Origin of the sequence: Mycobacterium cookii, from assembly GCF_010727945.1 — a bacterium.
In the GTDB taxonomy this organism is placed as follows: Bacteria; Actinomycetota; Actinomycetes; order Mycobacteriales; family Mycobacteriaceae; genus Mycobacterium; species Mycobacterium cookii.
This window is the reverse complement of record NZ_AP022569.1, coordinates 1188849-1210473: the sequence shown is the minus strand read 5'-3', so window position 1 is coordinate 1210473 and position 21625 is coordinate 1188849. Positions and strand designations below refer to the sequence as shown.

Here is a 21625-nt window from a genome sequence, read left to right as displayed (position 1 = left end):
TCATGGCCGATCGAGCAGTCCGTTTACGCAGGAGGGGAGTGATACCGGTGCCCGCTGCGCTGCGTCCTTCCACCGGCGTGGGTGTGCTGCTTTCGACGCTCGCCGCGCAGGTGGGCGCGGTTTCGGCCAAGGGGCCGGACGTCCAGATCACCGGTGTGACGTTGCGCGCCCAGGATGTCCAGCCGGGGGACCTGTTTGCCGCGCTGCCGGGTAGCTCAACGCACGGCGCCCGGTTCTACCGTGACGCGCTAGACGGCGGGGCCGTCGCGGTGCTCACCGATGCGGCCGGCCTGACGGGGCTCGCCGACGACGCCGCCGCGGTGCCGGTGCTGGTGCACCCCCAACCCCGCAGCGTGCTGGGCGAACTCGCCGCGACCGTGTACGGACGTCCGTCCGAACACCTGACCGTCGTCGGCATCACCGGCACCTCGGGCAAGACGACGACGACCTATCTGATCGAAGCCGGTCTGCGGTCGGCCGGCCGGACCGTGGGGCTGATCGGCACCGTCGGTCTGCGCATCAACGGCGCCGACATCCCGAGCACGCTGACCACGCCTGAGGCGCCCGCACTGCAGGCTCTGCTCGCGGTAATGGCCGAGCGCGGTGTCGACACCGTGGTGATGGAGGTGTCCAGCCACGCGCTGACCCTGGGCCGCGTCGACGGGATCCGCTTTGCCGTCGCAGGATTCACCAACTTGTCCCGCGATCATCTCGACTTTCACCCGACCATGGAGGACTACTTCGACGCCAAGGCACGATTGTTCGACCCGGCATCGCCGCTGCACGCCGCGCGTTCGGTGGTCTGTGTCGACGACGACGCGGGCCGCGCGATGGCCAATCGCGCCGGATCCGCGACCACGGTCAGCACACACGGCCGGCCGGCGGATTGGCGTACCGAGGACGTCGCAGCCGAAGCCGGGGCCCAGGAATTCACCGCGGTCGACCCGGCCGGCGTCCACCACCGGCTGGGGATTGCATTACCCGGCGCCTACAACGTCGCCAATTGTCTTGTCGCGCTGGCGGTTCTGGACATCGTCGGGGTGTCGCCCGAGCAGGCGTCGGCCGGACTCAGGCACACGCACGTTCCCGGCCGGCTCGAGCAGATCGACCGCGGCCAGAGCTTTCTGGCGCTGGTCGACTACGCGCACAAGCCCGGTGCGCTGCAGGAGGTGCTGCGATCGGTACGCCGCCCGGGCGGCCGGCTTGCCGTGGTGTTCGGGGCCGGCGGTGACCGTGATGCAGGCAAGCGTGCACCGATGGGGCGGGTCGCTGCCGAACTGGCCGACCTGGTGGTCGTGACCGACGACAACCCCCGCAGCGAGGACCCGGCGGCGATCCGCCGCGAAATCCTCTCCGGCGCAGCCGAAGCCGGCACGGCCGCGGACATCGTCGAGATCGGCGACCGCCGTGAGGCCATCGACCACGCGGTGGCCTGGGCGGCGGCCGGTGACGTGGTGCTGATCGCGGGCAAGGGCCACGAAACCGGCCAGACCCGCGATGGGCAGACCCAGCCCTTCGACGACCGGATCGAACTCGCCGCCGCACTCGAGGCGTTGCCAAAATGACCGCCGGCGACGATGCAGTGCGCAGCGATGGGGAGGAGCGGCGCAGATGATCGACCTCACCGTCGCGCAGATCGCCGACATCGTCGGCGGCGAACTGGTGGACATCTCCGCCGAGGACGCGGCCGCCCTGCACGTTACCGGCACCGTCGAATTCGACTCGCGCAAAGTCACTTCCGGCGGATTGTTCCTGGCGTTGCCCGGCGCTCGCGCCGACGGGCACGAACATGCGGCCTCGGCGGTGGAAGCCGGGGCGGTCGCGGTCTTGGCCGCCCGGCCGGTCGGGGTGCCCGCGATCGTGGTCAAGCCTGACCCAAAGGTCGCCGGAAGCGGCGCGGGTGTGCTCGAGCACGACACCGACGGGTCGGGGGCGGCGGTGCTGGCGGCGCTGGCCAAGCTGGCCGCCGCGGTGGCCGCCGAGCTGGTGGCCGGCGGGCTGACCATCGTCGGGGTCACCGGCTCGTCGGGCAAGACGTCGACGAAAGACCTGCTGGCGGCCGTGCTCGCACCACTGGGCGAGGTGGTCGCGCCGCCCGGGTCGTTCAACAACGAGCTGGGGCACCCGTGGACGGTGCTGCGCGCGACCGCCAGCACCGACTATCTGATTCTGGAATTGTCCGCTCGTCATCTCGGCAACATCGCCGCGCTGGCCGCGATCGCACCGCCGACCATCGGGGTGGTGCTCAACGTCGGCACCGCGCATCTGGGTGAATTCGGCTCACGTGACGCCATTGCGAAGACAAAATCTGAACTGCCGCAAGCGGTTCCGCGCTCCGGGGTGGTCGTGCTCAATGCCGACGACCCGGCTGTGGCCGCAATGGCCGAGGTGACCGCGGCCCGGGTGGTGCGGGTCAGCAGGCAGCACCACGCCGACGTGTGGGCCGGGCCGGTGACGCTCGACGAGCTGGCCAGGCCGCAGTTCGCGCTGCACGCCGGTGACGCCGCCGTCGACGTCACGCTGGCCGTGCACGGCGACCACCAGGTCGGCAACGCGCTTTGCGCGGCCGCCGTCGCCCTGGAATGCGGCGCCACCCTGCAGCAGGTCGCGACCGCGCTGGCCGACGCGGGCCCGGTGTCCGGGCACCGGATGCGGGTGAGCACCCGCGCCGACGGCGTGACGATCATCGATGACGCCTACAACGCCAACCCCGACTCGATGCGGGCCGGGCTGCAGGCACTCGCTTGGATTTCGGCGGCAGGCGGGGCCGACCCCGCCGGAAAGCGTCGTAGCTGGGCGGTGCTGGGCGAGATGGCCGAGCTCGGTGACGACGCGATATCCGAGCATGACCGCATCGGCCGACTGGCAGTGCGATTAGATGTGTCTCGACTCATTGTCGTCGGAACGGGGAGGTCTATGAGCGCCATGCACCAGGGCGCGGTCATGGAAGGCTCGTGGGCCGTCGCCGCCGCGGACGCCGACGCCGCCCTGGCCGTGCTGCGGGCTGAGCTGCAGCCCGGCGACGTGGTGCTGGTGAAGGCCTCCAACGCCGCAGGCCTCGGGGCGCTGGCCGATTCGCTGGCCGACTCGGCCGTTGAGGGGCGGGGCCGCAGCTAATGATCGACATCCTCATCGCCGTCGGCATCTCGCTGGCGGTGTCCATCCTGTTGACCCCGATGCTGATCCGGCTGTTCAACCGGCAGGGTTTCGGCCACGAGATCCGCGAGGACGGGCCGCCGAGCCACCAGACCAAGCGCGGGACGCCCTCGATGGGCGGCGTGGCGATCCTGGCCGGCATCTGGGCCGGCTACCTCGGCACCCACCTGGCCGGTCTGGCGTTCAACGGCGAGGGCCCGTCGGCGTCCGGCCTGCTGGTGTTGTTCCTGGCCACCACGCTGGGCGCGGTCGGCTTCGTCGACGACCTGATCAAGATCCGCCGCGCCCGCAACCTCGGACTCAACAAGACCGCCAAGACCGTCGGCCAGATCACCGCCGCGGTCCTGGTGGGCATCCTCGTCTTGCAATTCCGCAACGACGTGGGCCTGACGCCGGGCACTTCCGACCTGTCCTACGTGCGCGAAATCGCGACCGTCACACTGGCTCCCGCGATTTTCGTGCTGTTCTGCGTGATCATCGTCAGTGCCTGGTCCAACGCGGTCAACTTCACCGACGGCCTCGACGGCCTGGCCGCCGGATCGATGGCCATGGTCACCGCCGCCTACGTGTTGATCACGTTCTGGCAGTACCGCAACGCGTGTGCGACGGCGCCCGGCCTGGGCTGCTACAACGTGCGCGACCCGCTGGACCTGGCGATCATCGCGGCGGCGACGGCGGGCGCGTGCATCGGGTTCCTGTGGTGGAACGCCGCGCCGGCCAAGATCTTCATGGGCGACACCGGATCGCTGGCGTTGGGCGGCATCATCGCCGGCATCTCGGTGACCAGCCGAACGGAAATCCTTGCGGTGGTGCTCGGCTCGCTGTTCGTCGCCGAGATCGTCTCGGTGGTGATCCAGATTCTGGCGTTCCGCACCACCGGCCGCCGGGTGTTCCGGATGGCGCCGTTCCACCATCATTTCGAGTTGGCCGGCTGGGCCGAAACCACGGTGATCATCCGGTTCTGGCTGCTCACCGCGATCAGCTGCGGCCTGGGTGTGGCGTTGTTCTACAGCGAGTGGCTCGCGGCGACCGGCGGCGGGTGACATGACACCTACGCTTGGGCCATTGGTGGCCGGAGCGTCGGTGCTGGTCGCGGGCGGCGGAGTCACCGGGCGCGCGGTCCTGACGGCGCTCGCCGAGATCGGCGCGACGGCGACACTGTGCGACGACGATCCGGCCACCCGTCAGCAGTTCGCCGACGCCGGCACGGCGACTGTCGATTCCGCGACCGCCGTCGACCACATCGCCGACCACGCGCTGCTGGTCGTCAGCCCAGGGTTCCCGCCGACCGCGCCGGTGCCTGTCGCCGCCGCAGCGGCAGGTGTGCCGGTCTGGGGCGACATCGAATTGGCGTGGCGACTCGACCAGGCCGGCCGCTACGGCCCGCCGCGGCGCTGGCTGACCGTCACCGGCACCAACGGCAAGACCACCACGACGTCGATGCTGCACGCGATGCTCGTCGCCGCGGGCCGCAGCAGCCGGCTGTGCGGCAACATCGGTGACCCGGTGCTAGACGTGTTGCACGAGCCCGCCGAGTTGCTGGCCGTCGAGCTGTCCAGCTTCCAGCTGTACTGGGCGCCGTCGCTGCGGCCCGAGGCCGGCGTCGTGCTCAACATCGCCGACGACCATCTGGACTGGCACGGCACCTTCGCCGACTACGCCGCCGCGAAAGCGGGCGTGCTGCGTGGCCGGGTCGCGATGGCCGGGCTCGACGACCCGCACGCGGCCGCGCTGCTGTCGGCGTCGACGGCTCCGCGGCGGGTCGGGTTCCGGCTCGGCGAGCCGACGGCCGGGGAACTCGGCGTGCACGACGGCATGCTGGTCGACCGGGCCTTCGCCGACGACCTGCCGCTGGCCGCGGTCTCGTCGATCGCGGTGCCCGGCCCGGTGGGCGTGCTGGACGCGTTGGCGGCTGCCGCCTTGGCCCGCAGCGTCGACGTGCCCGCCGACGCGATCGCGGCGGCGCTGGCGTCGTTCCGGGTCGGCCGGCATCGCGCCGAGCGGGTGGCCGTCGTCGACCAGATCACCTACGTCGACGACTCCAAGGCCACCAACCCACACGCCGCCGAGGCGTCGTTGCTCGCCTACCCGCGGGTGGTGTGGATCGCCGGGGGGCTGCTGAAGGGCGCATCGGTGGACGAGACCGTCGCCAGGGTCGCATCGCGGCTGGTCGGAGCGGTGCTGATCGGCCGCGACCGGGCGATGGTTGCCGAGGCGTTATCGCGACACGCCCCGGATGTGCCGGTCGTCCAGGTTATCGCAGGCGAGGATGTTGATATGCATGCGACTGCTGAGTCTCCTGTTGCCTATGCGACAAAAGTGGCCCCTTCGTCTGACGAGACCATCGGCGCTCGCGTGATGAACGCCGCCGTGGCCGCCGCACGCGAGCTGGCCGGTCCCGGCGACACAGTGCTCCTCGCGCCGGCCGGTGCCTCCTTCGACCAGTTCACCGGCTATGCGGACCGCGGTGATGCGTTCGCGGCCGCCGTGCGCGCGACGCCGTAAGTAGCGGCCGGGTGAAGAGCGCACTGGCCCGGCTGTTGCGCCGGGGAAGCAACGGCGACCAGTCGACCGACGACACACCGCAGGCCGCATCGGAGACCGTCGCCAAGGCGCCTGCCGAACCGCGGACCCGGTTCGGGGCCTGGCTGAACCGGCCGATGACGTCGTTCCACCTGATCATCGCGATCGCCGCGCTGCTGACCACGCTGGGCCTGATCATGGTGCTGTCGGCGTCCGGGGTTCGGTCCTACGACGACGACGGGTCGGCGTGGACCATCTTCGGCCGCCAGGTGCTCTGGACGATCGTCGGCCTCGGTGCCTGCTACCTGGCGTTGCGGCTGCCGGTGCGGTTCATGCGGCGCATGGCATTCACCGGCTTCGCGACGACGATCGTCATGCTGGTGCTGGTGTTGATCCCGGGAATCGGTAAGGAAGCCAACGGATCCCGTGGTTGGTTCGTCATCGCCGGGTTCTCGATGCAGCCATCGGAGCTGACCAAGATCGCCTTCGCGATCTGGGGCGCACACCTGCTGGCCGCTCGGCGCATGGAACGCGCCACGCTGCGGGAGATGCTGATTCCGCTGGTGCCGGCGGCGGTCATCGCGCTGGCCCTCATCGTCGCTCAGCCGGACCTCGGCCAGACGGTGTCGCTGAGCATCATCCTGCTGGGTCTGCTCTGGTACGCCGGTCTGCCGCTGCGGGTCTTCCTGAGCTCGCTGTTCGCCGCGATCGTCGCCGGAGCGATCCTGGCGGTGTCCGCCGGCTACCGCTCCGACCGGGTGCGGTCGTGGCTGGACCCCGGCCAGGACCCGCAGGACTCCGGATATCAGGCCAGGCAGGCGAAGTACGCGCTGGCCAACGGCGGTGTCTTCGGCGACGGTCTGGGGCAGGGCACCGCGAAGTGGAACTACCTGCCCAACGCGCACAACGACTTCATCTTCGCGATCATCGGCGAAGAACTCGGCCTCGTCGGCGCGCTCGGCCTGCTCGCGCTGTTCGGTCTGTTCGCCTACACCGGCATGCGGATCGCGCGCCGGTCGGCCGACCCGTTCCTGCGGCTGCTGACCGCCACCACCACGATGTGGGTGATCGGCCAGTCATTCATCAACGTCGGGTATGTGATCGGCCTGCTGCCGGTGACCGGCATTCAGCTGCCCCTTATCTCGGCGGGCGGAACATCAACGGCGACAACACTTTTGATGATCGGCATGATGGCGAACGCGGCACGGCACGAACCGGAGGCCGTCGCTGCGCTGCGGGCCGGGCGTGACGACCGGATGAACCGGATCCTGCGGCTGCCGTTGCCGGCGCCCTATACGCCGACCCGGGTGGAGGCGCTGCGTGACCGGCTGCGCAGCCAGCGCCAGCCGGCCAAGCCGAGCAAGCCGCCGCGGCCCGCTGACCGCAAGGCGGATCGTCGCAGCTCCCGGTCTGCGAGCAAGGGTCAGGCAGGGGGAAGGCATCATGGAGGCGCACAACAGCGGTACCCCGGCCGGCACGGCCGGGGCAGAGGTCGCGTACTGGAAGGTCAGCGCTACGGGTGAACGACTCGGTCAACGAGCCAATCGGGGAGTCCTCGGCTCGCTCGGTGTCGGATACTCCGGATACTCGCTCCGCTGCGCCCGCGCCTAGCGCGCGCTCGCCTCGCTCGGTGTCGGATACTCGCTCCGCTGCGCCCGCGCTTGGCGCGCGCTCGCCTCGCTCGGTGTCGGTCGTGCTCGCGGGAGGCGGCACAGCCGGCCACGTTGAGCCCGCGATGGCCGTCGCCGACGCCCTTGTCGCACTGGATCCTGACGTCCGCATCACCGCGCTGGGCACCGAGCGCGGCTTGGAGACCAGGCTGGTTCCCGAGCGTGGTTACGCACTCGAGCTGATCACCCCGGTTCCGTTGCCCCGCAAGCTGACCGGCGACCTGGCCCGCCTTCCGGCACGGGTGCTGCGCGCGGTCCGGCAAACCCGCGCCGTGCTCGACAAGGTCGACGCCGATGTGGTGATCGGATTCGGCGGCTACGTCGCGCTGCCCGCCTACCTGGCTGCCCGCGGCGCGGCCCGACGCAGGCGGCGGGTGCCGGTGCTGATCCACGAGGCCAACGCCAGTGCCGGGCTGGCCAACCGGATCGGTGCGCGCAGCGCGCAACGGGTGCTCTCGGCGGTGCCCGATTCCGGTCTGCCGCGCGCCGAAGTGGTCGGTGTCCCGGTGCGCGCGGCCATCACGTCGCTGGACCGCGCCGCCCTGCGCTCGGAGGCGCGTGCGCATTTCGGCTTCGCCGACGACGCCCGGGTGCTGCTGGTGTTCGGTGGTTCGCAGGGCGCGGCGTCGCTCAACCGTGCGGTGGCCGCGGCGGCCGGCGATCTGGCCGCTGCCGGTGTCGCGGTGCTGCACGCGCACGGCGCCAAGAACACGATCGACCTGCGTGCGCCCGAGCCGGGCGATCCGCCGTATGTGGCGGTGCCCTATCTCAACCGGATGGACCTGGCGTACGCCGCCGCGGACGTGGCGATCTGCCGCTCCGGGGCGATGACGGTCGCCGAGGTGACCGCCGTCGGTCTGCCCGCGATTTACGTGCCGTTGCCGATCGGCAACGGTGAGCAGCGGCTGAACGCGCTGCCGGTGGTCAACGCCGGTGGCGGCATGGTGGTCGCCGACGCCGACCTGACGCCGCAATTCGTGGCCGACCAGGTTGCCGCGCTGCTCAACGACGCGCCCCGGTTGGCGGCGATGACCAAGGCGGCGGCGCTGGTCGGACACCCGGAGGCGGCGCTGCAGGTGGCGCAGGCCGCGCTGGACCTGGCGAAGCAGGCCCGCCGATGAACGCGCTGCCCCCCGAACTGCAGCGGGTGCACATGGTCGGCATCGGCGGCGCCGGTATGTCGGGAATCGCCCGCATCCTGCTGGACCGCGGCGGCCAGGTGTCCGGCTCGGACGCCAAGGAGTCGCGAGGTGTGCGCGCACTGCGCGCCCGCGGCGCGCTGATCCGCATCGGGCACGACGAGTCGTCGCTGGATCTGCTGCCGGGCGGCGCGACCGCCGTCATCACCACCCACGCCGCCATCCCGAAAACCAATCCCGAGCTCGTCGAAGCCCGCCGCCGCGGGATCCCGGTGGTGCTGCGGCCTGCGGTGCTGGCGAAGTTGATGGCCGGCCGGACCACGCTGATGGTGACCGGCACGCACGGCAAGACGACCACGACGTCGATGCTGATCGTGGCCTTGCAGCACTGCGGCATGGATCCGTCGTTCGCGGTCGGCGGTGAGCTGGGCGAGGCCGGCACCAACGCCCATCACGGCAGCGGCGACTGCTTCGTCGCCGAGGCCGACGAGAGCGACGGATCGCTGCTGGAGTACACCCCGAACGTCGCCGTCGTCACCAACATCGAAGCCGACCACCTCGACTACTTCGGCAGCATCGACGCCTACACCGCGGTGTTCGACTCGTTCGCCGAACGCATCGCCCCGGGCGGCGCGCTCGTCGTCTGCACCGACGACCCGGGCGCGGCCACTCTGGCGGAACGCACTGCGGCGCTGGGGATCCGGGTGCTGCGATACGGTTCGTCGGGCGATGGGCTGAGCGGGACGTTGTTGTCCTGGGAGCAGCAGGGGACCGGGGCGGTCGCGCACATCAAGCTGGACGGCGAGATCCATCCGAGGGTGATGCGGCTGGCGGTGCCCGGCCGGCACATGGCGCTCAATGCGTTGGGCGCGTTACTGGCCGCCGTCGAAGTCGGCGCGCCGGCGGAATGCGTGCTCGACGGGTTGGCCGGATTCGACGGCGTCCGTCGGCGTTTCGAGTTGATCGGTGCGGTGGGATCGGTGCGGGTCTTCGACGACTACGCCCATCACCCGACTGAGATCAGCGCGACGCTCGATGCGGTCCGCACCCTGCTCGAGCAGACCGGCGCCGGTCGTTCGCTGGTGGTGTTCCAGCCGCACTTGTATTCACGGACACAAGCTTTCGCCGCCGAATTCGGTCACGCGCTGGACGCCGCCGACCAGGTCTTCGTGCTCGACGTCTACGGCGCTCGCGAACAGCCCATCGCCGGGGTGAGCGGAGCCAGCGTCGCCGAGCATGTCGGCGTCCCGGTCCAGTACGTGCCGAACTTCTCCTCGGTTGCCCACGCCGTCGCTGAAGCGGTCGGCCCGGGTGATGTCGTCGTCACCATGGGCGCGGGCGACGTCACCATGCTCGCGCCCGAGATCGTCACCGCGCTGCAGGTGCGCGCCAATCGCAGCGCCCCGGGCCGGCCGGGGGTGTTGTAGTGACCGAGCCGGACGGCCCTACACCGGGCGAGGTGAGCGAGGAACCCGCCGCGGAATCCGCTGCGACCGAACCGATCACCGTCGCCGACGGCGAGCAGGAGCAGCCCGCCGAAGTCGAAGGCCCGCGTCGGCGGGAGCGCCGTGAACGTGCCGAACGCCGCGAGGCGCAGGCGCGTGCGGTGGCGATCGAACAAGCCCGCCGCGAAGCCAAGCGCAAAGCGAAAGGCAAGCCCACCGCGGAGTCGAAACCCGTTGCGCGTGGCGCTGTCCGGGGTTTGAAACTGTTCCTCATATCGCTGCTGCTCGTCGTGATCACCACCGGGATCGGGTTGATCCTGTACTTCACGCCGGTAATGTCAGCACGCAGCATCATCGTCAGCGGCAACGGGGCGGTGACCCGCGACGAGGTACTCGACGCGGCTCAGGTGCGGCCGGGCACGCCGCTGCTGCAGATCAACACCGACGCCATCGCCGACCGGGTCGCCGCGATCCGCCGGGTGGCCAGCGTCCGGGTGCAACGCGAATATCCGTCGGCGCTACGGATCACTGTCGTCGAACGGATTCCCGTGGTGGTCAAGGATTTTCCCGACGGCCCGCACCTGTTCGACCGCGACGGCGTCGACTTCGCGACCGGGCCACCGCCGCCGGCGTTGCCCTATATCGATGTCGACAATCCCGGTCCGACCGATCCGGCGACCAAAGCCGCGCTCGCGGTGCTGATCGCGCTGCGTCCGGAGATCGCCGCGCAGGTGGGCCGCATCGCCGCCCCGTCGGTGGCGTCGATCAAGCTGACGCTCGTGGACGGGCGCACGGTGATCTGGGGGACCAACGACCGCACCGACGAGAAAGCGGAGAAGCTGGCGGCGCTGCTGACCCAGCCCGGCCGCACCTACGACGTCTCCAGCCCGGATCTGCCCACCGTCAAGTAAGCGGCTGGTTGAAAATCGCCGAAATTCGCCCGCGGGTCTTCGGCGCGCCTGCATCGATCGTGCGCACGGCGGCAATACCGTTCTGTTTGCGCGAACAACTTGACATAACTCTAACTCTCTACTTGAGGTTTAGGTTTGCCGAGCCGGTCCGCTTCGAGCCAGTTCCACCAGGGAGGAACACAGAATGATGACCCCGCCGCACAACTACTTGGCCGTCATCAAAGTCGTGGGCATCGGTGGCGGCGGCGTCAACGCCGTCAACCGGATGATCGAGCAGGGTCTCAAGGGCGTCGAGTTCATCGCCATCAACACCGACGCGCAGGCGCTGTTGATGAGCGACGCCGACGTCAAACTCGACGTCGGCCGCGACTCCACCCGCGGGCTGGGCGCCGGCGCCGACCCCGAGGTCGGCAAGAAAGCCGCCGAAGACGCGAAGGACGAGATCGAGGAGCTGCTCCGCGGCGCCGACATGGTGTTCGTCACCGCCGGTGAGGGCGGCGGCACCGGCACCGGCGGCGCTCCCGTCGTCGCCACGATCGCCCGCAAGCTGGGTGCGTTGACGGTCGGTGTGGTCACCCGGCCGTTCTCCTTCGAGGGCAAGCGGCGCAGCAACCAGGCCGAGAACGGCATCACGTTGCTGCGGGAGAGTTGCGACACCCTGATTGTGATTCCCAACGACCGGCTGCTGCAGATGGGCGACGCGGCGGTGTCGCTGATGGACGCGTTCCGCAGCGCCGACGAGGTGCTGCTCAACGGTGTGCAGGGCATCACCGACCTGATCACCACGCCGGGCCTGATCAACGTCGACTTCGCCGACGTCAAGGGCATCATGTCCGGCGCGGGCACCGCGCTGATGGGTATCGGCTCGGCCCGCGGCGACGGCCGCGCGCTCAAGGCGGCCGAGATCGCGATCAACTCCCCGCTGTTGGAAGCGTCCATGGAAGGCGCGCAGGGTGTGCTGATGTCCATCGCCGGCGGTAGCGACCTGGGGCTGTTCGAGATCAACGAGGCGGCCTCGCTGGTGCAGGACGCCGCCCACCAGGAGGCCAACATCATCTTCGGAACCGTCATCGACGACTCGCTGGGCGACGAGGTGCGGGTGACGGTGATCGCCGCGGGCTTCGACGCCAGCGGGCCGGGACGAAAGCCGGTCGTCGGCGCCACGACCGCCGCGGCCAACACCGGGATCGCACCCGGCAAAGCGGGCAAGATCAGCTCGAGCCTGTTCGAGCCCGTCGACGCGGTGAGCGTGCCGGTGCCGACCAACGGCGCGAGCTTCGACATCGGCGGCGGCGAGGACGACGACGTCGACGTGCCGCCGTTCATGCGGCGCTAGTCGCGCGACGATGCGGGCCGCGACGCGGCGGGATACTGAACGGGTGAGTGTTCGCATCAGGCGTGTGACGACGACCCGAGTGGGCGGTGTCTCGGTGGCCCCCTTCGACACCTTCAACCTCGGCGACCATGTCGGCGATGACCCCACCGCGGTGGCGTCCAACCGTGCGCGGCTGTCCAAGGCGATCGGGCTGGGCGCCGACCGGGTGGTGTGGATGAACCAGGTGCACGGCGACCATGTCGCGGTCGTCGACGGCCCGCGTGATACGCCGCTCGACGAGACGGACGCGCTGGTGACCAGCACCCCGCGGCTGGCCCTGGCGGTGGTGACCGCCGACTGCGTGCCGGTGCTGCTGGCCGACGCCCGCGCCGGCGTCGTCGCCGCGGTGCACGCCGGCCGGGTCGGGGCCCGCGACGGCGTCGTGGTCCGGGCCGTCGAGGCGATGGTGGCCGAGGGTGCGCACGAGGCCGACATATCGGTGCTGCTGGGACCCGCGGTCAGCGGTCGCAACTACGAGGTCCCCGCGGCGATGGCCGACGAGGTCGAGGCCGCGCTGCCGGGCAGCCGCACCACCACGTCGACCGGCACGCCCGGACTGGATCTTCGCGCCGGAATCGCTTGTCAGCTCAAGGCTTTGGGTGTCGACGCGATCGACGTCGACCCGCGTTGCACGGTCGACGACGCCAACCTGTTCAGTCATCGCCGCGGCGCTCCGACGGGGCGGCTGGCCTCGGTGGTGTGGATGGAATGAGCGCGGTGGCGGTAAACGCGTCAGCGCGACGCGAATTGGAATTGGCCGACGCTTTGGCCGCGTTACGGCAGCGGCTGGCCGCGGCGGCCGAAGAGGCCGGGCGCAAACTCGACGAAATTCAACTTCTGCCTATTACCAAATTCTTCCCGGCAACCGATGTGGCGATTTTGTCGCGATTGGGATGCTCGGCGTTCGGCGAATCGCGCGACCAGGAAGCGGCGGCCAAGGTCGACGAAGTCGCACGGTTGCTGGGCGACTCGACGGGTAGCCCGCAGTGGCACATGGTCGGCACGATTCAGCGCAACAAGGCGCGCTCGATAGCGCACTGGGCGCACACCGCCCACTCGGTCAGCAGCACCCGGGTGGTCGCCGCGCTCGACCGAGCCGTCGCCGACGCGCTGAGCGACGGCCATCGCAGCGGACCGCTGAAGATCTACGTCCAGATCAGCCTCGACGGCGACGTCTCCCGCGGCGGCGTCGACATGTCCGACCCCGTGGCCGTCGACGAGATATGCGCGCAGGTCGAGGACGCCGACGCACTGGAACTGGTTGGGTTGATGGGCATTCCGCCGCTGGACTGGGACCCCGACCGGGCTTTCGAGCGCCTGCAATCGGAGCATCACCGCGTGCGCGGGGCGCATCCCGACGCGGTGGGATTGTCGGCCGGAATGTCGAACGACCTGGAAAGCGCGGTCAAACATGGTTCGACGTGTGTGCGTGTCGGTACCGCGTTATTGGGTCAACGGCCGCTACCGTCACCGTCAATAGTCACTCCAGTCACATCTTCATCACAGACACCGGAATTTCCAAAGCCGTAGAAGGGTCAAGGGGATGAGCACACTGCACAAGGTCAAGGCCTACTTCGGCATGGCTCCGATGGAGGACTACGACGACGAGTACTACGACGACCACGCCCCGGCCCGGAGCGGCTACCCGCGCCAGCGGTTCGCCGACGACGGGTACGGCGGTCGCTACGAAGGTCGCGAGTACGACGATGCTCCCGGCGACTACGCCGCGGGCAGCTACCGCGGCGGCTTCGCCGAGGAGCCTCGCTTCCGCGGACCCGACTATGACCGCGCCGAGCTGGGACGGCCGCGCTTCGGCTCGTTGCGCGGCTCCACCCGCGGCGCGCTGGCCATGGATCCGCGCCGGATGGCGATGATGTTCGACGAGAGCAGCCCGCTGTCGAAGATCACCACGCTGCGGCCCAAGGACTACAGCGAGGCCCGCACCATCGGCGAGCGGTTCCGCGACGGCACTCCGGTGATCATGGACCTGGTCTCGATGGACAACGCCGACGCCAAGCGGCTGGTCGACTTCGCGGCCGGTCTGGCGTTCGCCCTGCGTGGCTCGTTCGACAAGGTGGCGACCAAAGTGTTCCTGCTCTCGCCCGCCGACGTCGACGTCTCACCCGAAGAGCGTCGGCGGATCGCCGAGACCGGCTTCTACGCCTACCAGTAGACACAGGGCGGTTCACCGACCGAGCCGGTAGGCTGACGTCGGCCCGCTGGCTGCAGCCAGGGCTGTCGCCAAGATCACATCTTCATCACTAAGGTCGGGCTCTCGTTGACGCTGTTCGTGAACCTCATCGGTTATGCGCTGTTCGTGTTTTGGCTGTTGCTGATCCTGCGAGTGGTTATTGAGTTCGTCCGGTCGTTCAGCCGGGATTGGCACCCCAAGGGTCTTACCGTTGTGTTCCTCGAGATCGTCATGTCGGTCACCGATCCGCCGGTGAAACTGCTACGTCGGCTGATACCGCAGCTCACGGTGGGCGCTGTCCGGTTCGATCTGTCGATCATGGTGCTGCTGCTGGTGGCCTTCATCGGGATGACCATGGCGCTGGATTACCACGCCTGATCGGTTGTCCGGCCCGGTTCCAGCTCGTGGGCGGCCGTTTGCCGGGGCCGGCAATTGGCACTTTCTTAAGGCGTGAGTTTGCCCGCTCTTAATCTGTGAAATTCGGTCTTATTTATGGTCCGATTCGGCTACCGGCGAGTCTGGTGTGACAGGATGGGCGGCAGTTGCACTATGGCTACCATAACGTTCATCCCGCACTACACTTTCCTGATCGGATTGACCGTTCAGACTCGAGGGGGCTACGAATGCCGCTGACACCAGCCGACGTCCACAATGTGGCGTTCAGCAAGCCGCCGATCGGCAAGCGTGGCTACAACGAGGACGAGGTCGACGCGTTCCTCGATCTCGTCGAGAACGAGCTGACCCGCCTGATCGAGGAAAACTCCGATCTGCGTCAGCGGGTCAACGAGCTCGACCAGGAGCTGGCCGGCGCTCGGTCCGGTGCCGGCGCCAGTGCCCAAGCCACCCAAACGATTCCGGTGTACGAGCCCGAGCCCGAGCCGGTTAAGCCGACGCCCGCGCCGGCTCCGGTCGCCGCTCCGGTGGCCGCGCCCCAGCCGCTCGGCGAAGAGCAGGCCATCAAGGCCGCCCGCGTGCTCAGCCTGGCCCAGGACACCGCGGACCGGCTGACCAGCCAGGCCCAGGCCGAATCCGACAAGTTGCTGTCCGATGCCCGCACCAACGCCGACCAGATCCTGGGCGACGCACGCCGGGAGGCGGAGACGACGGTGTCCGAGGCCCGCCAGCGCGCCGACGCGCTGCTGGCCGATGCGCAGACCCGGTCCGAAACGCAGCTGCGCCAGGCCCAGGAGAAGGCCGATGCACTGCAGGCCGACGCCGAACGCAAGCACTCCGAGATCATGGGCACGATCAACCAGCAGCGCACCGTGCTGGAAGGCCGCCTCGAACAACTGCGCACCTTCGAGCGCGAATACCGGACCCGTCTGAAGACCTACCTGGAGTCTCAGCTCGAAGAGCTTGGCCAGCGCGGCTCCGCTGCGCCGGTCGACTCCACCGCCGCGAACGACTCCGGTGGGTTCAACCAGTTCAATCGGGGTACCAACTAGGCCGGCTGCGGGTACCGGCGATCTGAGCCGGTAGCCTGCACAGTTGGCAATGTCGCCCCGTCGGCTGGAGGTTCATCGGTGCTGATTATCTCGCTCGTTCTCGCGGTGATCGGCCTTGCCGCGTTGGTGTTCGCCGTGATCACCAGCAACGAGTTGGTTGCCTGGGTCTGTATCGGTGCCAGCGTGCTGGGCGTGATCCTGCTGATCATCGACGCGTTGCAAGAACGTCAGCGACGCGAGGCGGGCGCGGCAGCCTCCGACACCGGCCCGACGGACGACGCCCACGACCTTGACGCGCAGTCCCACGACGACGACGACCCTGTCGTCGATCACCCGGCAGACGCCGACGACACATCGACGCACGAAGACGACAGCGTCAGCGACGACCACACCTCCCACTAGGTCGGCGTCGCCAACAGCTCCCGCACCTCGTCGTCGCTGATCTGATGGAAGTCGACGAAAACCTGTCCTACGGCCTCGAAGTCACTCGGCATGGTCGCGCAGACCACCTCGTCGGCTTCGCGCGCCAACTGTTCGCACACCGACGCGGCGCCGACCGGCACGGCCACCACGATCGAGCGTGGGCCGCGGGACCGCAACGCCCGCACCGCCGCAAGCATGCTCGCGCCGGTGGCGATCCCGTCGTCGACCACGATCACGGTCTTGCCGGCGGGGTCGGCGAGCGGGCGGTCGCCGCGGTAGGCGTGCTCGCGGCGGACGAGTTCGGCCGCCTCGCGGTCGACGACTGCGCTTATCTGCTCGTCGCTGATGTCCAGGCTCGTCAGCACGTTGTCGTTCATCACCACGCCGCCGCCACTGGCCAGGGCACCCATCGCCAACTCCGACCATTGCGGCACGCCCAGCTTCCGGACCAGGAACACGTCCAGCGGTGCCCGCAGGGCCATGGCGACCTCCCAGGCGACCGGTACGCCGCCGCGGGCCAGGCCGAGGACCAGCAGGCCGTCCTTGCCGCGGTACGCCGCGAGCTCGTCCGCCAGCACGCGGCCCGCATGGCGGCGGTCGCGGAAAACTCGTCGCGGTGTCCGTCGCAGAAAGCCGCCGGATCGGTCCATGTCGGCCTGCTCGCTGTTGGTGGTCGATGCTACGTCGCAGCCTACGGCCGATCCGGCTGCTCGTACCCGAAAACCCGCAACAGGTGCAGTGCCCGACGGGTAGGCGCGAAACACAGCGGGCGCCTTGATAATTCGAAACAGGGTGTCCGAGGGGGGACTTGAACCCCCACGCCCATTAGTAGGGCACTAGCACCTCAAGCTAGCGCGTCTGCCATTCCGCCACTCGGACCAGACCAATCAATTGGCAGCTAAGGCTATCGGATTGGTCTGCTCGCACCCAAACCTGCCTCGGCGAACGTGAGCGCCGCGCGGCCACGTCGGCGGCAATGGTAGGAAAGGTGACTGTGACGGTGCCCGCGGAGACTCCCATCGACGACGTCGCAGACGTTGTCAGCAGGTTGATCCGCTTCGACACCACCAACACCGGCGACCTCGAAACCACCAAGGGCGAGGCCGAATGCGCCCACTGGATCGCCGCCCAGTTGGCGGAAGTCGGCTACCAGGTCGAATACCTGGAGTCGGGAGCGCCGGGGCGGGGCAACGTGTTCGCCCGCCTGCGAGGCGCCGACAGCTCGCGCGGCGCGCTGCTGATCCACGGGCATCTCGACGTGGTGCCCGCCGAGCCGGCGGAATGGAGCGTGCACCCATTCGCCGGGGCGATCGAGGACGGCTATGTCTGGGGCCGCGGCGCGGTCGACATGAAAGACATGGTCGGCATGATGATCGTGATCGCGCGCCAGTTCAAACGGGACGGCGTCGTTCCGCCGCGCGATCTGGTCTTCGGTTTTATCGCCGACGAGGAAAGCGGCGGCAAGTACGGGGCACATTGGCTGGTGGACCACCGGCCCGATCTGTTCGACGGCGTCACCGAGGCGGTCGGCGAGGTCGGCGGGTTTTCGCTGACCGTGCCGCGCCGAGACGGCGGCGAACGCCGGCTCTACCTCATCGAGACCGCAGAAAAGGGTCTGCACTGGATGCGGTTGACGGCGCGCGGCCGGCCGGGGCACGGCTCGATGACCCACGACCACAACGCGGTCACCGCGGTTGCGCAGGCCGTCGCCCGGCTCGGTCAGCACCGCTTCCCGCTGGTGCTGACCGACAGCGTGGTGCAGTTCCTGACAGCTGTCGGCGACGAAACCGGTTACACCTTCGACACCGAGTCGCCGGATCTCGAGGGCGCCGTGGAAAAACTCGGACCGATCGCCCGCATCGTGAAGGCCACCTTGCGCGACACCGCCAACCCCACGATGCTCAAGGCGGGCTACAAGGCCAACGTCGTGCCCGCGACGGCGGAAGCGGTGATCGACTGCCGGGTGCTGCCGGGGCGGCTGGCGGCGTTCGAGGCCGAGGTCGACGAGCTGATCGGGCCGGACGTGAGCCGTGAATGGATCACCAGCCTGCCGTCCTATGAGACCACCTTCGACGGCGACCTGGTCGACGCGATGAACGACGCGCTGCTGGCCGTCGATCCCGACGCGCGGACCGTGCCGTACATGCTGTCCGGCGGTACCGACGCAAAAGCGTTCGCGCGCTTGGGTATCCGCTGCTTCGGCTTCGCTCCGCTGCGGCTGCCGCCGGACCTGGATTTCTCTGCGCTGTTCCATGGGATCGATGAGCGGGTACCCGTCGACGCGTTGAGATTCGGCACCGAGGTGCTGGCACACTTTTTGACGCACTGCTAGATGGACCACACGAGAGGGGATCGACCATGACCACAGCGCCCGACCCTTACGCCGCGCTACCTGACTTGCCGTCGTTTCATTTAGAGTCGGCATCGATCACCGACGGGCAACCGTTGGCGACGCCGCAAGTGAGCGGGATCATGGGCGCCGGCGGCGAGGACGTCAGTCCGCAGCTGTCGTGGTCGGGATTTCCCGACGGGACACGCAGTTTCGCCGTGACCGTCTACGACCCCGACGCCCCGACGGCCTCCGGCTTCTGGCATTGGGCGGTCGCCAACCTGCCCGCCTCGGTCACCGAGTTGCCCGCCGGCGCCGGTGACGGCAGCAACCTGCCGGGTGGCGCTGTGACGCTGGTCAACGATGCCGGTGCCCGTCGCTACATCGGTGCGGCCCCGCCGCCCGGACACGGGCCGCACCGCTATTACGTCGCCGTGCACGCGGTCGACGTCGACAAGCTCGATCTGGCCGAAGACGCCAGCCCAGCATTCCTGGGGTTCAACCTGTTTCAGCACGCGATCGCGCGTGCCGTGATCCACGGGGTCTACGAGCAGAAGTAGACCGGCTCAGCCGGACCCGACGGCGTCGCTCAGCGAGGCGAACCCGCCGGCGTGCAGGCGGGCGGCCAGGCCGTCGTGAATGTGCTTGGCCCACAAGCCTCCGCCGTAGATGAACCCGGTGTAGCCCTGCAGCAGCGACGCTCCCGCGGTGATCCGGTCCCAGGCATCGTCGACGGTCTCGATGCCGCCGACGCTGATCAGCGTGAGTCGGCCGCCGACGCGGCCGTAGAGCCGCCGCAGCACCTCGGCGGCGCGGTGGGCCACCGGCGGCCCGGAGATGCCGCCGCTGCCGAGTTGCTCGACGCCCGGGGTCTTCAGCCCGTCGCGTGACACCGTGGTGTTGGTGGCGACGATGCCCGCCAAGCCGAGTTCGACTGCCAGGTCGGCGATGTCGTCGATGTCGGTGTCGGCGAGGTCGGGCGCGATCTTCACCAGGACCGGTGTCGAGGTCACCTCGAGGACGGCGGACAGGATCGGTCGTAGCGATGCGACGGTCTGCAGATCGCGGAGCCCGGGCGTGTTGGGCGAGCTCACGTTGACCACCAGGTACGCCGCGTGCGGCCCGACCAGTCGGGCGCTGGCCCGGTAGTCGTCGGCGGCGTCCTCGGGCGCGGTGATCTTGGTCTTGCCGATGTTGACCCCGATCGGCACGTCGGGCCGGTGCCGGGCCAACCGGTCGGCCAGTTCAGCGGCGCCGCGATTGTTGAAGCCCATCCGGTTGAGCAGTGCACGGTCGGCGGGCAGCCGGAACAGTCGCGGCGCCGGGTTGCCGGGTTGGGCGTGCGCGGTGACGGTGCCGACTTCGGCGTAGCCGAAACCCAGTGCGCCCCAAGCATTGAGCCCGGTGCCGTCTTTGTCGAAGCCAGCGGCCAGGCCCAGCGGTCCGGGGAAGTGCTGCCCGAAGACGGTGCTGGCCAGCACCGGGTCGGTCGGCGCGAGTCGATGGCTCAGCTGATGTCGCACCGGTGCGACGGCGGTGGCGCCCCGCAACCCGGCGAACACCACCCGGTGGATGCGTTCGGCGGGCACCAGGAACAGCAACCGGCGCAGCGTCGCGTACGTTGCCGGAGTGTCGGATGCCACCGTCACTCAGCCGGCAGGTCGGCATGCACGGTGTCAAACCTCTCGGCACGAGACTTCTTGCGCCGCAACAAAACCCGTCTGCTTCCGTCGGTGTAGAGCCGCACTCTGGTCAATTCCCAGCCGCGGTACTCGGCTTCGATGGACAGGCGGGTCGAGGCGCTGAGCCGGGTGACCTCGGGCGGGAGGCGCAGCGGCACCCATTCGTATTCATCGGACAACTCGGTGTCCCAGCCCACCGGCATCCGGCCGTGCCGCGCCGTCGTCAACTCGGGCCCGTCGCCGCGTGTTCGATGACCTGCACACCGTCGCCGCTGCCGGAGACGACATACAACGTGCCAGCGGCATCGTCGAAGGCCAGCGTGTTGGGTTGCCGCACGGTTGGGTACCGTACCTTTTCCTGTGGAATTCCGGTTGACAGATCGTAACCAATGACGATATTCGCCGAAGTCTGCGACACCCAAGCCAGCCCGCGAGATCCGGCCAGGCCGTAGGGCGACTCCGGCACCGGGTACGCCTGACGCAGGATCAGCGGATCGACGCCGAACGCCAGCAGCTGACCTCCCCGGGTATCGGTCACCAGCAACCGGCCCGCGGGGTCGGCCACCATCGTGGTCGCCCCCTGGCCGGCGCGCAACGACTGCCCGATTCTGCCGTCGGCGCCGATCGTGGTCACCGAGGTCTGCCCGCGATCCAACACAGCGACGGTGTTGCCCTGTGCGGCAAGGGAATCGATGCGCGCGTGGACCTTGGCGCGGCGACCGTCGGTCGCACCGGCCTGCAGTGTGTCGAGCGTCCCGTCAGCGGTGCCCAGCACGACCGCGCCATCGGAAAGCCGTGTGATCGCGGTGAAGTCGACGTTGTCGGCGTCGTGGACGCCGACCCGGACGGCCTGCCCGGCAGTCAGGTCGACCGCGAAGTAGCCGCCGTGAGTGGACAGGTATGCGACGCCGGCATTGTCGCCGGTCAGCCCCGTCGCTGGGCCGGGCAAGTCGATCACCCGCGGCGATGTTTGCTGGGGGTGCAGCGTGAGGATTTTCGCCGGTGCTGTGGGGGTGGGCCCGGGGACGACCAGGACCAGTTGATTGGTCCGATCGTCGAAAATCGCGGTCTGCGGCCGTTCGGTCAACGGATCGACGACTCCCGCCGGCGCCTGCGCTATGGGCGGTGATTCGGCCGGTTGGGCCGACGGGATCGCGGCCGGTGTGTCGTCCAGCGCCTTACCGGTGCACCCGGCTATCAGCAGTACAAACAGCAGGCCAACGGCCAGTCCGCGAGGCGGGTGTGCACGGTGTTTGCGGTGTGGCGGCACAGGGTAACTCTCGATGAAATTAGGGGGCTGGCCGGTGCAGGAAGGGTGGCCCGATGGATTCCGATC

General features: G+C 69.1%; 20 protein-coding genes, 1 tRNA gene and 1 pseudogene. 17 read left to right on the top strand and 5 right to left on the bottom strand.

Annotated features, from left to right (window positions below):
- Positions 1-2: 2 nt before the first annotated feature.
- The 15 genes from G6N27_RS05850 (at position 3) to G6N27_RS05780 (ending at position 16257) form a co-directional block, all read left to right on the top strand.
- Positions 3-1565, top strand: coding sequence for a UDP-N-acetylmuramoyl-L-alanyl-D-glutamate--2,6-diaminopimelate ligase (locus G6N27_RS05850; protein ID WP_163775491.1), 1563 nt, complete (start codon positions 3-5; stop codon positions 1563-1565).
- Between the two features lie 46 nt (positions 1566-1611).
- Positions 1612-3117, top strand: a complete 1506-nt coding sequence (locus G6N27_RS05845) for a UDP-N-acetylmuramoyl-tripeptide--D-alanyl-D-alanine ligase (RefSeq protein ID WP_163775490.1) — start codon at positions 1612-1614, stop codon at positions 3115-3117.
- A complete protein-coding gene (gene mraY / locus G6N27_RS05840) occupies positions 3117-4199 on the top strand; it encodes a phospho-N-acetylmuramoyl-pentapeptide-transferase (RefSeq protein WP_163775489.1) in 1083 nt (360 codons plus the stop codon). Before G6N27_RS05845 ends, mraY begins: the two co-directional genes overlap by 1 nt.
- A 1-nt stretch (position 4200) precedes the next feature.
- Positions 4201-5661: a UDP-N-acetylmuramoyl-L-alanine--D-glutamate ligase gene (murD, locus tag G6N27_RS05835; protein ID WP_163775488.1), complete on the top strand. Its 1461-nt coding sequence runs from the start codon at positions 4201-4203 to the stop codon at positions 5659-5661.
- Positions 5662-5672: 11 nt separating this feature from the next.
- Positions 5673-7202, top strand: coding sequence for a putative lipid II flippase FtsW (gene ftsW / locus G6N27_RS05830; protein WP_163775487.1), 1530 nt, complete (start codon positions 5673-5675; stop codon positions 7200-7202).
- Complete coding sequence (murG, locus tag G6N27_RS05825) at positions 7199-8470, top strand: undecaprenyldiphospho-muramoylpentapeptide beta-N-acetylglucosaminyltransferase (RefSeq protein WP_372512996.1); 1272 nt, start codon at positions 7199-7201, stop codon at positions 8468-8470. Before ftsW ends, murG begins: the two co-directional genes overlap by 4 nt.
- Positions 8467-9915 carry a UDP-N-acetylmuramate--L-alanine ligase gene (gene murC / locus G6N27_RS05820; protein ID WP_163775485.1) on the top strand — a complete coding sequence of 483 codons (1449 nt, stop codon included), beginning with the start codon at positions 8467-8469 and terminating at the stop codon, positions 9913-9915. Before murG ends, murC begins: the two co-directional genes overlap by 4 nt.
- Entirely contained in the window at positions 9915-10844 is a 930-nt protein-coding gene (locus G6N27_RS05815) for a cell division protein FtsQ/DivIB (RefSeq protein WP_163775484.1), read from the top strand. The genes murC and G6N27_RS05815 overlap by 1 nt, the downstream gene beginning before the upstream one ends.
- 187 nt (positions 10845-11031) lie before the next feature.
- Positions 11032-12180: a cell division protein FtsZ gene (ftsZ, locus tag G6N27_RS05810; RefSeq protein ID WP_163781407.1), complete on the top strand. Its 1149-nt coding sequence runs from the start codon at positions 11032-11034 to the stop codon at positions 12178-12180.
- Between the two features lie 43 nt (positions 12181-12223).
- A complete protein-coding gene (gene pgeF / locus G6N27_RS05805; protein WP_179963353.1) occupies positions 12224-12931 on the top strand; it encodes a peptidoglycan editing factor PgeF in 708 nt (235 codons plus the stop codon).
- A complete protein-coding gene (locus G6N27_RS05800) occupies positions 12928-13749 on the top strand; it encodes a YggS family pyridoxal phosphate-dependent enzyme (protein WP_163775482.1) in 822 nt (273 codons plus the stop codon). The genes pgeF and G6N27_RS05800 overlap by 4 nt, the downstream gene beginning before the upstream one ends.
- A gap of 13 nt (positions 13750-13762) precedes the next feature.
- Complete coding sequence (locus G6N27_RS05795) at positions 13763-14392, top strand: cell division protein SepF (protein WP_163775481.1); 630 nt, start codon at positions 13763-13765, stop codon at positions 14390-14392.
- Positions 14393-14497: 105 nt separating this feature from the next.
- Positions 14498-14788 carry a YggT family protein gene (locus G6N27_RS05790; RefSeq protein ID WP_163775480.1) on the top strand — a complete coding sequence of 97 codons (291 nt, stop codon included), beginning with the start codon at positions 14498-14500 and terminating at the stop codon, positions 14786-14788.
- Between the two features lie 245 nt (positions 14789-15033).
- Positions 15034-15855: a DivIVA-like cell division protein Wag31 gene (wag31, locus tag G6N27_RS05785; RefSeq protein ID WP_163775479.1), complete on the top strand. Its 822-nt coding sequence runs from the start codon at positions 15034-15036 to the stop codon at positions 15853-15855.
- A gap of 78 nt (positions 15856-15933) precedes the next feature.
- Entirely contained in the window at positions 15934-16257 is a 324-nt protein-coding gene (locus tag G6N27_RS05780; protein WP_163774178.1) for a hypothetical protein, read from the top strand.
- On the opposite strand, the pseudogene G6N27_RS05775 reads toward G6N27_RS05780, so the two are convergent.
- Both G6N27_RS05775 and G6N27_RS05770 read right to left on the bottom strand, forming a co-directional pair.
- Positions 16254-16919 (bottom strand): annotated as a pseudogene (locus G6N27_RS05775) (phosphoribosyltransferase); the annotation flags it as partial. The gene G6N27_RS05780 and the pseudogene G6N27_RS05775 sit on opposite strands and share 4 nt — an antisense overlap.
- A gap of 152 nt (positions 16920-17071) precedes the next feature.
- Positions 17072-17157 (bottom strand) — tRNA-Leu (locus G6N27_RS05770).
- Positions 17158-17254: 97 nt separating this feature from the next.
- Between G6N27_RS05770 and G6N27_RS05765 the strand changes: the two genes are divergently transcribed.
- Together G6N27_RS05765 and G6N27_RS05760 are read left to right on the top strand one after the other, a co-directional pair.
- Positions 17255-18610, top strand: a complete 1356-nt coding sequence (locus G6N27_RS05765; protein WP_163775477.1) for a M20/M25/M40 family metallo-hydrolase — start codon at positions 17255-17257, stop codon at positions 18608-18610.
- Positions 18611-18636: 26 nt separating this feature from the next.
- A complete protein-coding gene (locus G6N27_RS05760; RefSeq protein WP_163775476.1) occupies positions 18637-19167 on the top strand; it encodes a YbhB/YbcL family Raf kinase inhibitor-like protein in 531 nt (176 codons plus the stop codon).
- Between the two features lie 6 nt (positions 19168-19173).
- Here the strand turns inward: G6N27_RS05760 and G6N27_RS05755 are convergent, their stop codons facing one another.
- From G6N27_RS05755 to G6N27_RS05745, 3 genes are read right to left on the bottom strand one after another with little or no spacing between them, the layout of a single operon-like run.
- Complete coding sequence (locus G6N27_RS05755; RefSeq protein WP_372512995.1) at positions 19174-20250, bottom strand: quinone-dependent dihydroorotate dehydrogenase; 1077 nt, start codon at positions 20248-20250, stop codon at positions 19174-19176.
- A gap of 2 nt (positions 20251-20252) precedes the next feature.
- Positions 20253-20516, bottom strand: a complete 264-nt coding sequence (locus tag G6N27_RS05750; RefSeq protein ID WP_163775475.1) for a DUF5703 family protein — start codon at positions 20514-20516, stop codon at positions 20253-20255.
- A complete protein-coding gene (locus tag G6N27_RS05745) occupies positions 20513-21559 on the bottom strand; it encodes a YncE family protein (protein ID WP_372512994.1) in 1047 nt (348 codons plus the stop codon). Before G6N27_RS05745 ends, G6N27_RS05750 begins: the two co-directional genes overlap by 4 nt.
- Positions 21560-21625: the final 66 nt, after the last annotated feature.

Bases quoted from the DNA above. Each gene is read 5' to 3' on its own strand.
- G6N27_RS05760 (WP_163775476.1), top strand. From the start codon at position 18,637: ATGACCACAGCGCCCGACCCTTACGCCGCGCTACCTGACTTGCCGTCG.
- G6N27_RS05800 (WP_163775482.1), top strand. From the start codon at position 12,928: ATGAGCGCGGTGGCGGTAAACGCGTCAGCGCGACGCGAATTGGAATTG.
- mraY (WP_163775489.1), top strand. From the start codon at position 3,117: ATGATCGACATCCTCATCGCCGTCGGCATCTCGCTGGCGGTGTCCATC.
- murD (WP_163775488.1), top strand. From the start codon at position 4,201: ATGACACCTACGCTTGGGCCATTGGTGGCCGGAGCGTCGGTGCTGGTC.
- G6N27_RS05795 (WP_163775481.1), top strand. From the start codon at position 13,763: ATGAGCACACTGCACAAGGTCAAGGCCTACTTCGGCATGGCTCCGATG.
- G6N27_RS05765 (WP_163775477.1), top strand. From the start codon at position 17,255: ATGGTAGGAAAGGTGACTGTGACGGTGCCCGCGGAGACTCCCATCGAC.
- G6N27_RS05850 (WP_163775491.1), top strand. From the start codon at position 3: ATGGCCGATCGAGCAGTCCGTTTACGCAGGAGGGGAGTGATACCGGTG.
- wag31 (WP_163775479.1), top strand. From the start codon at position 15,034: ATGCCGCTGACACCAGCCGACGTCCACAATGTGGCGTTCAGCAAGCCG.
- ftsZ (WP_163781407.1), top strand. From the start codon at position 11,032: ATGACCCCGCCGCACAACTACTTGGCCGTCATCAAAGTCGTGGGCATC.
- G6N27_RS05845 (WP_163775490.1), top strand. From the start codon at position 1,612: ATGATCGACCTCACCGTCGCGCAGATCGCCGACATCGTCGGCGGCGAA.
- murC (WP_163775485.1), top strand. From the start codon at position 8,467: ATGAACGCGCTGCCCCCCGAACTGCAGCGGGTGCACATGGTCGGCATC.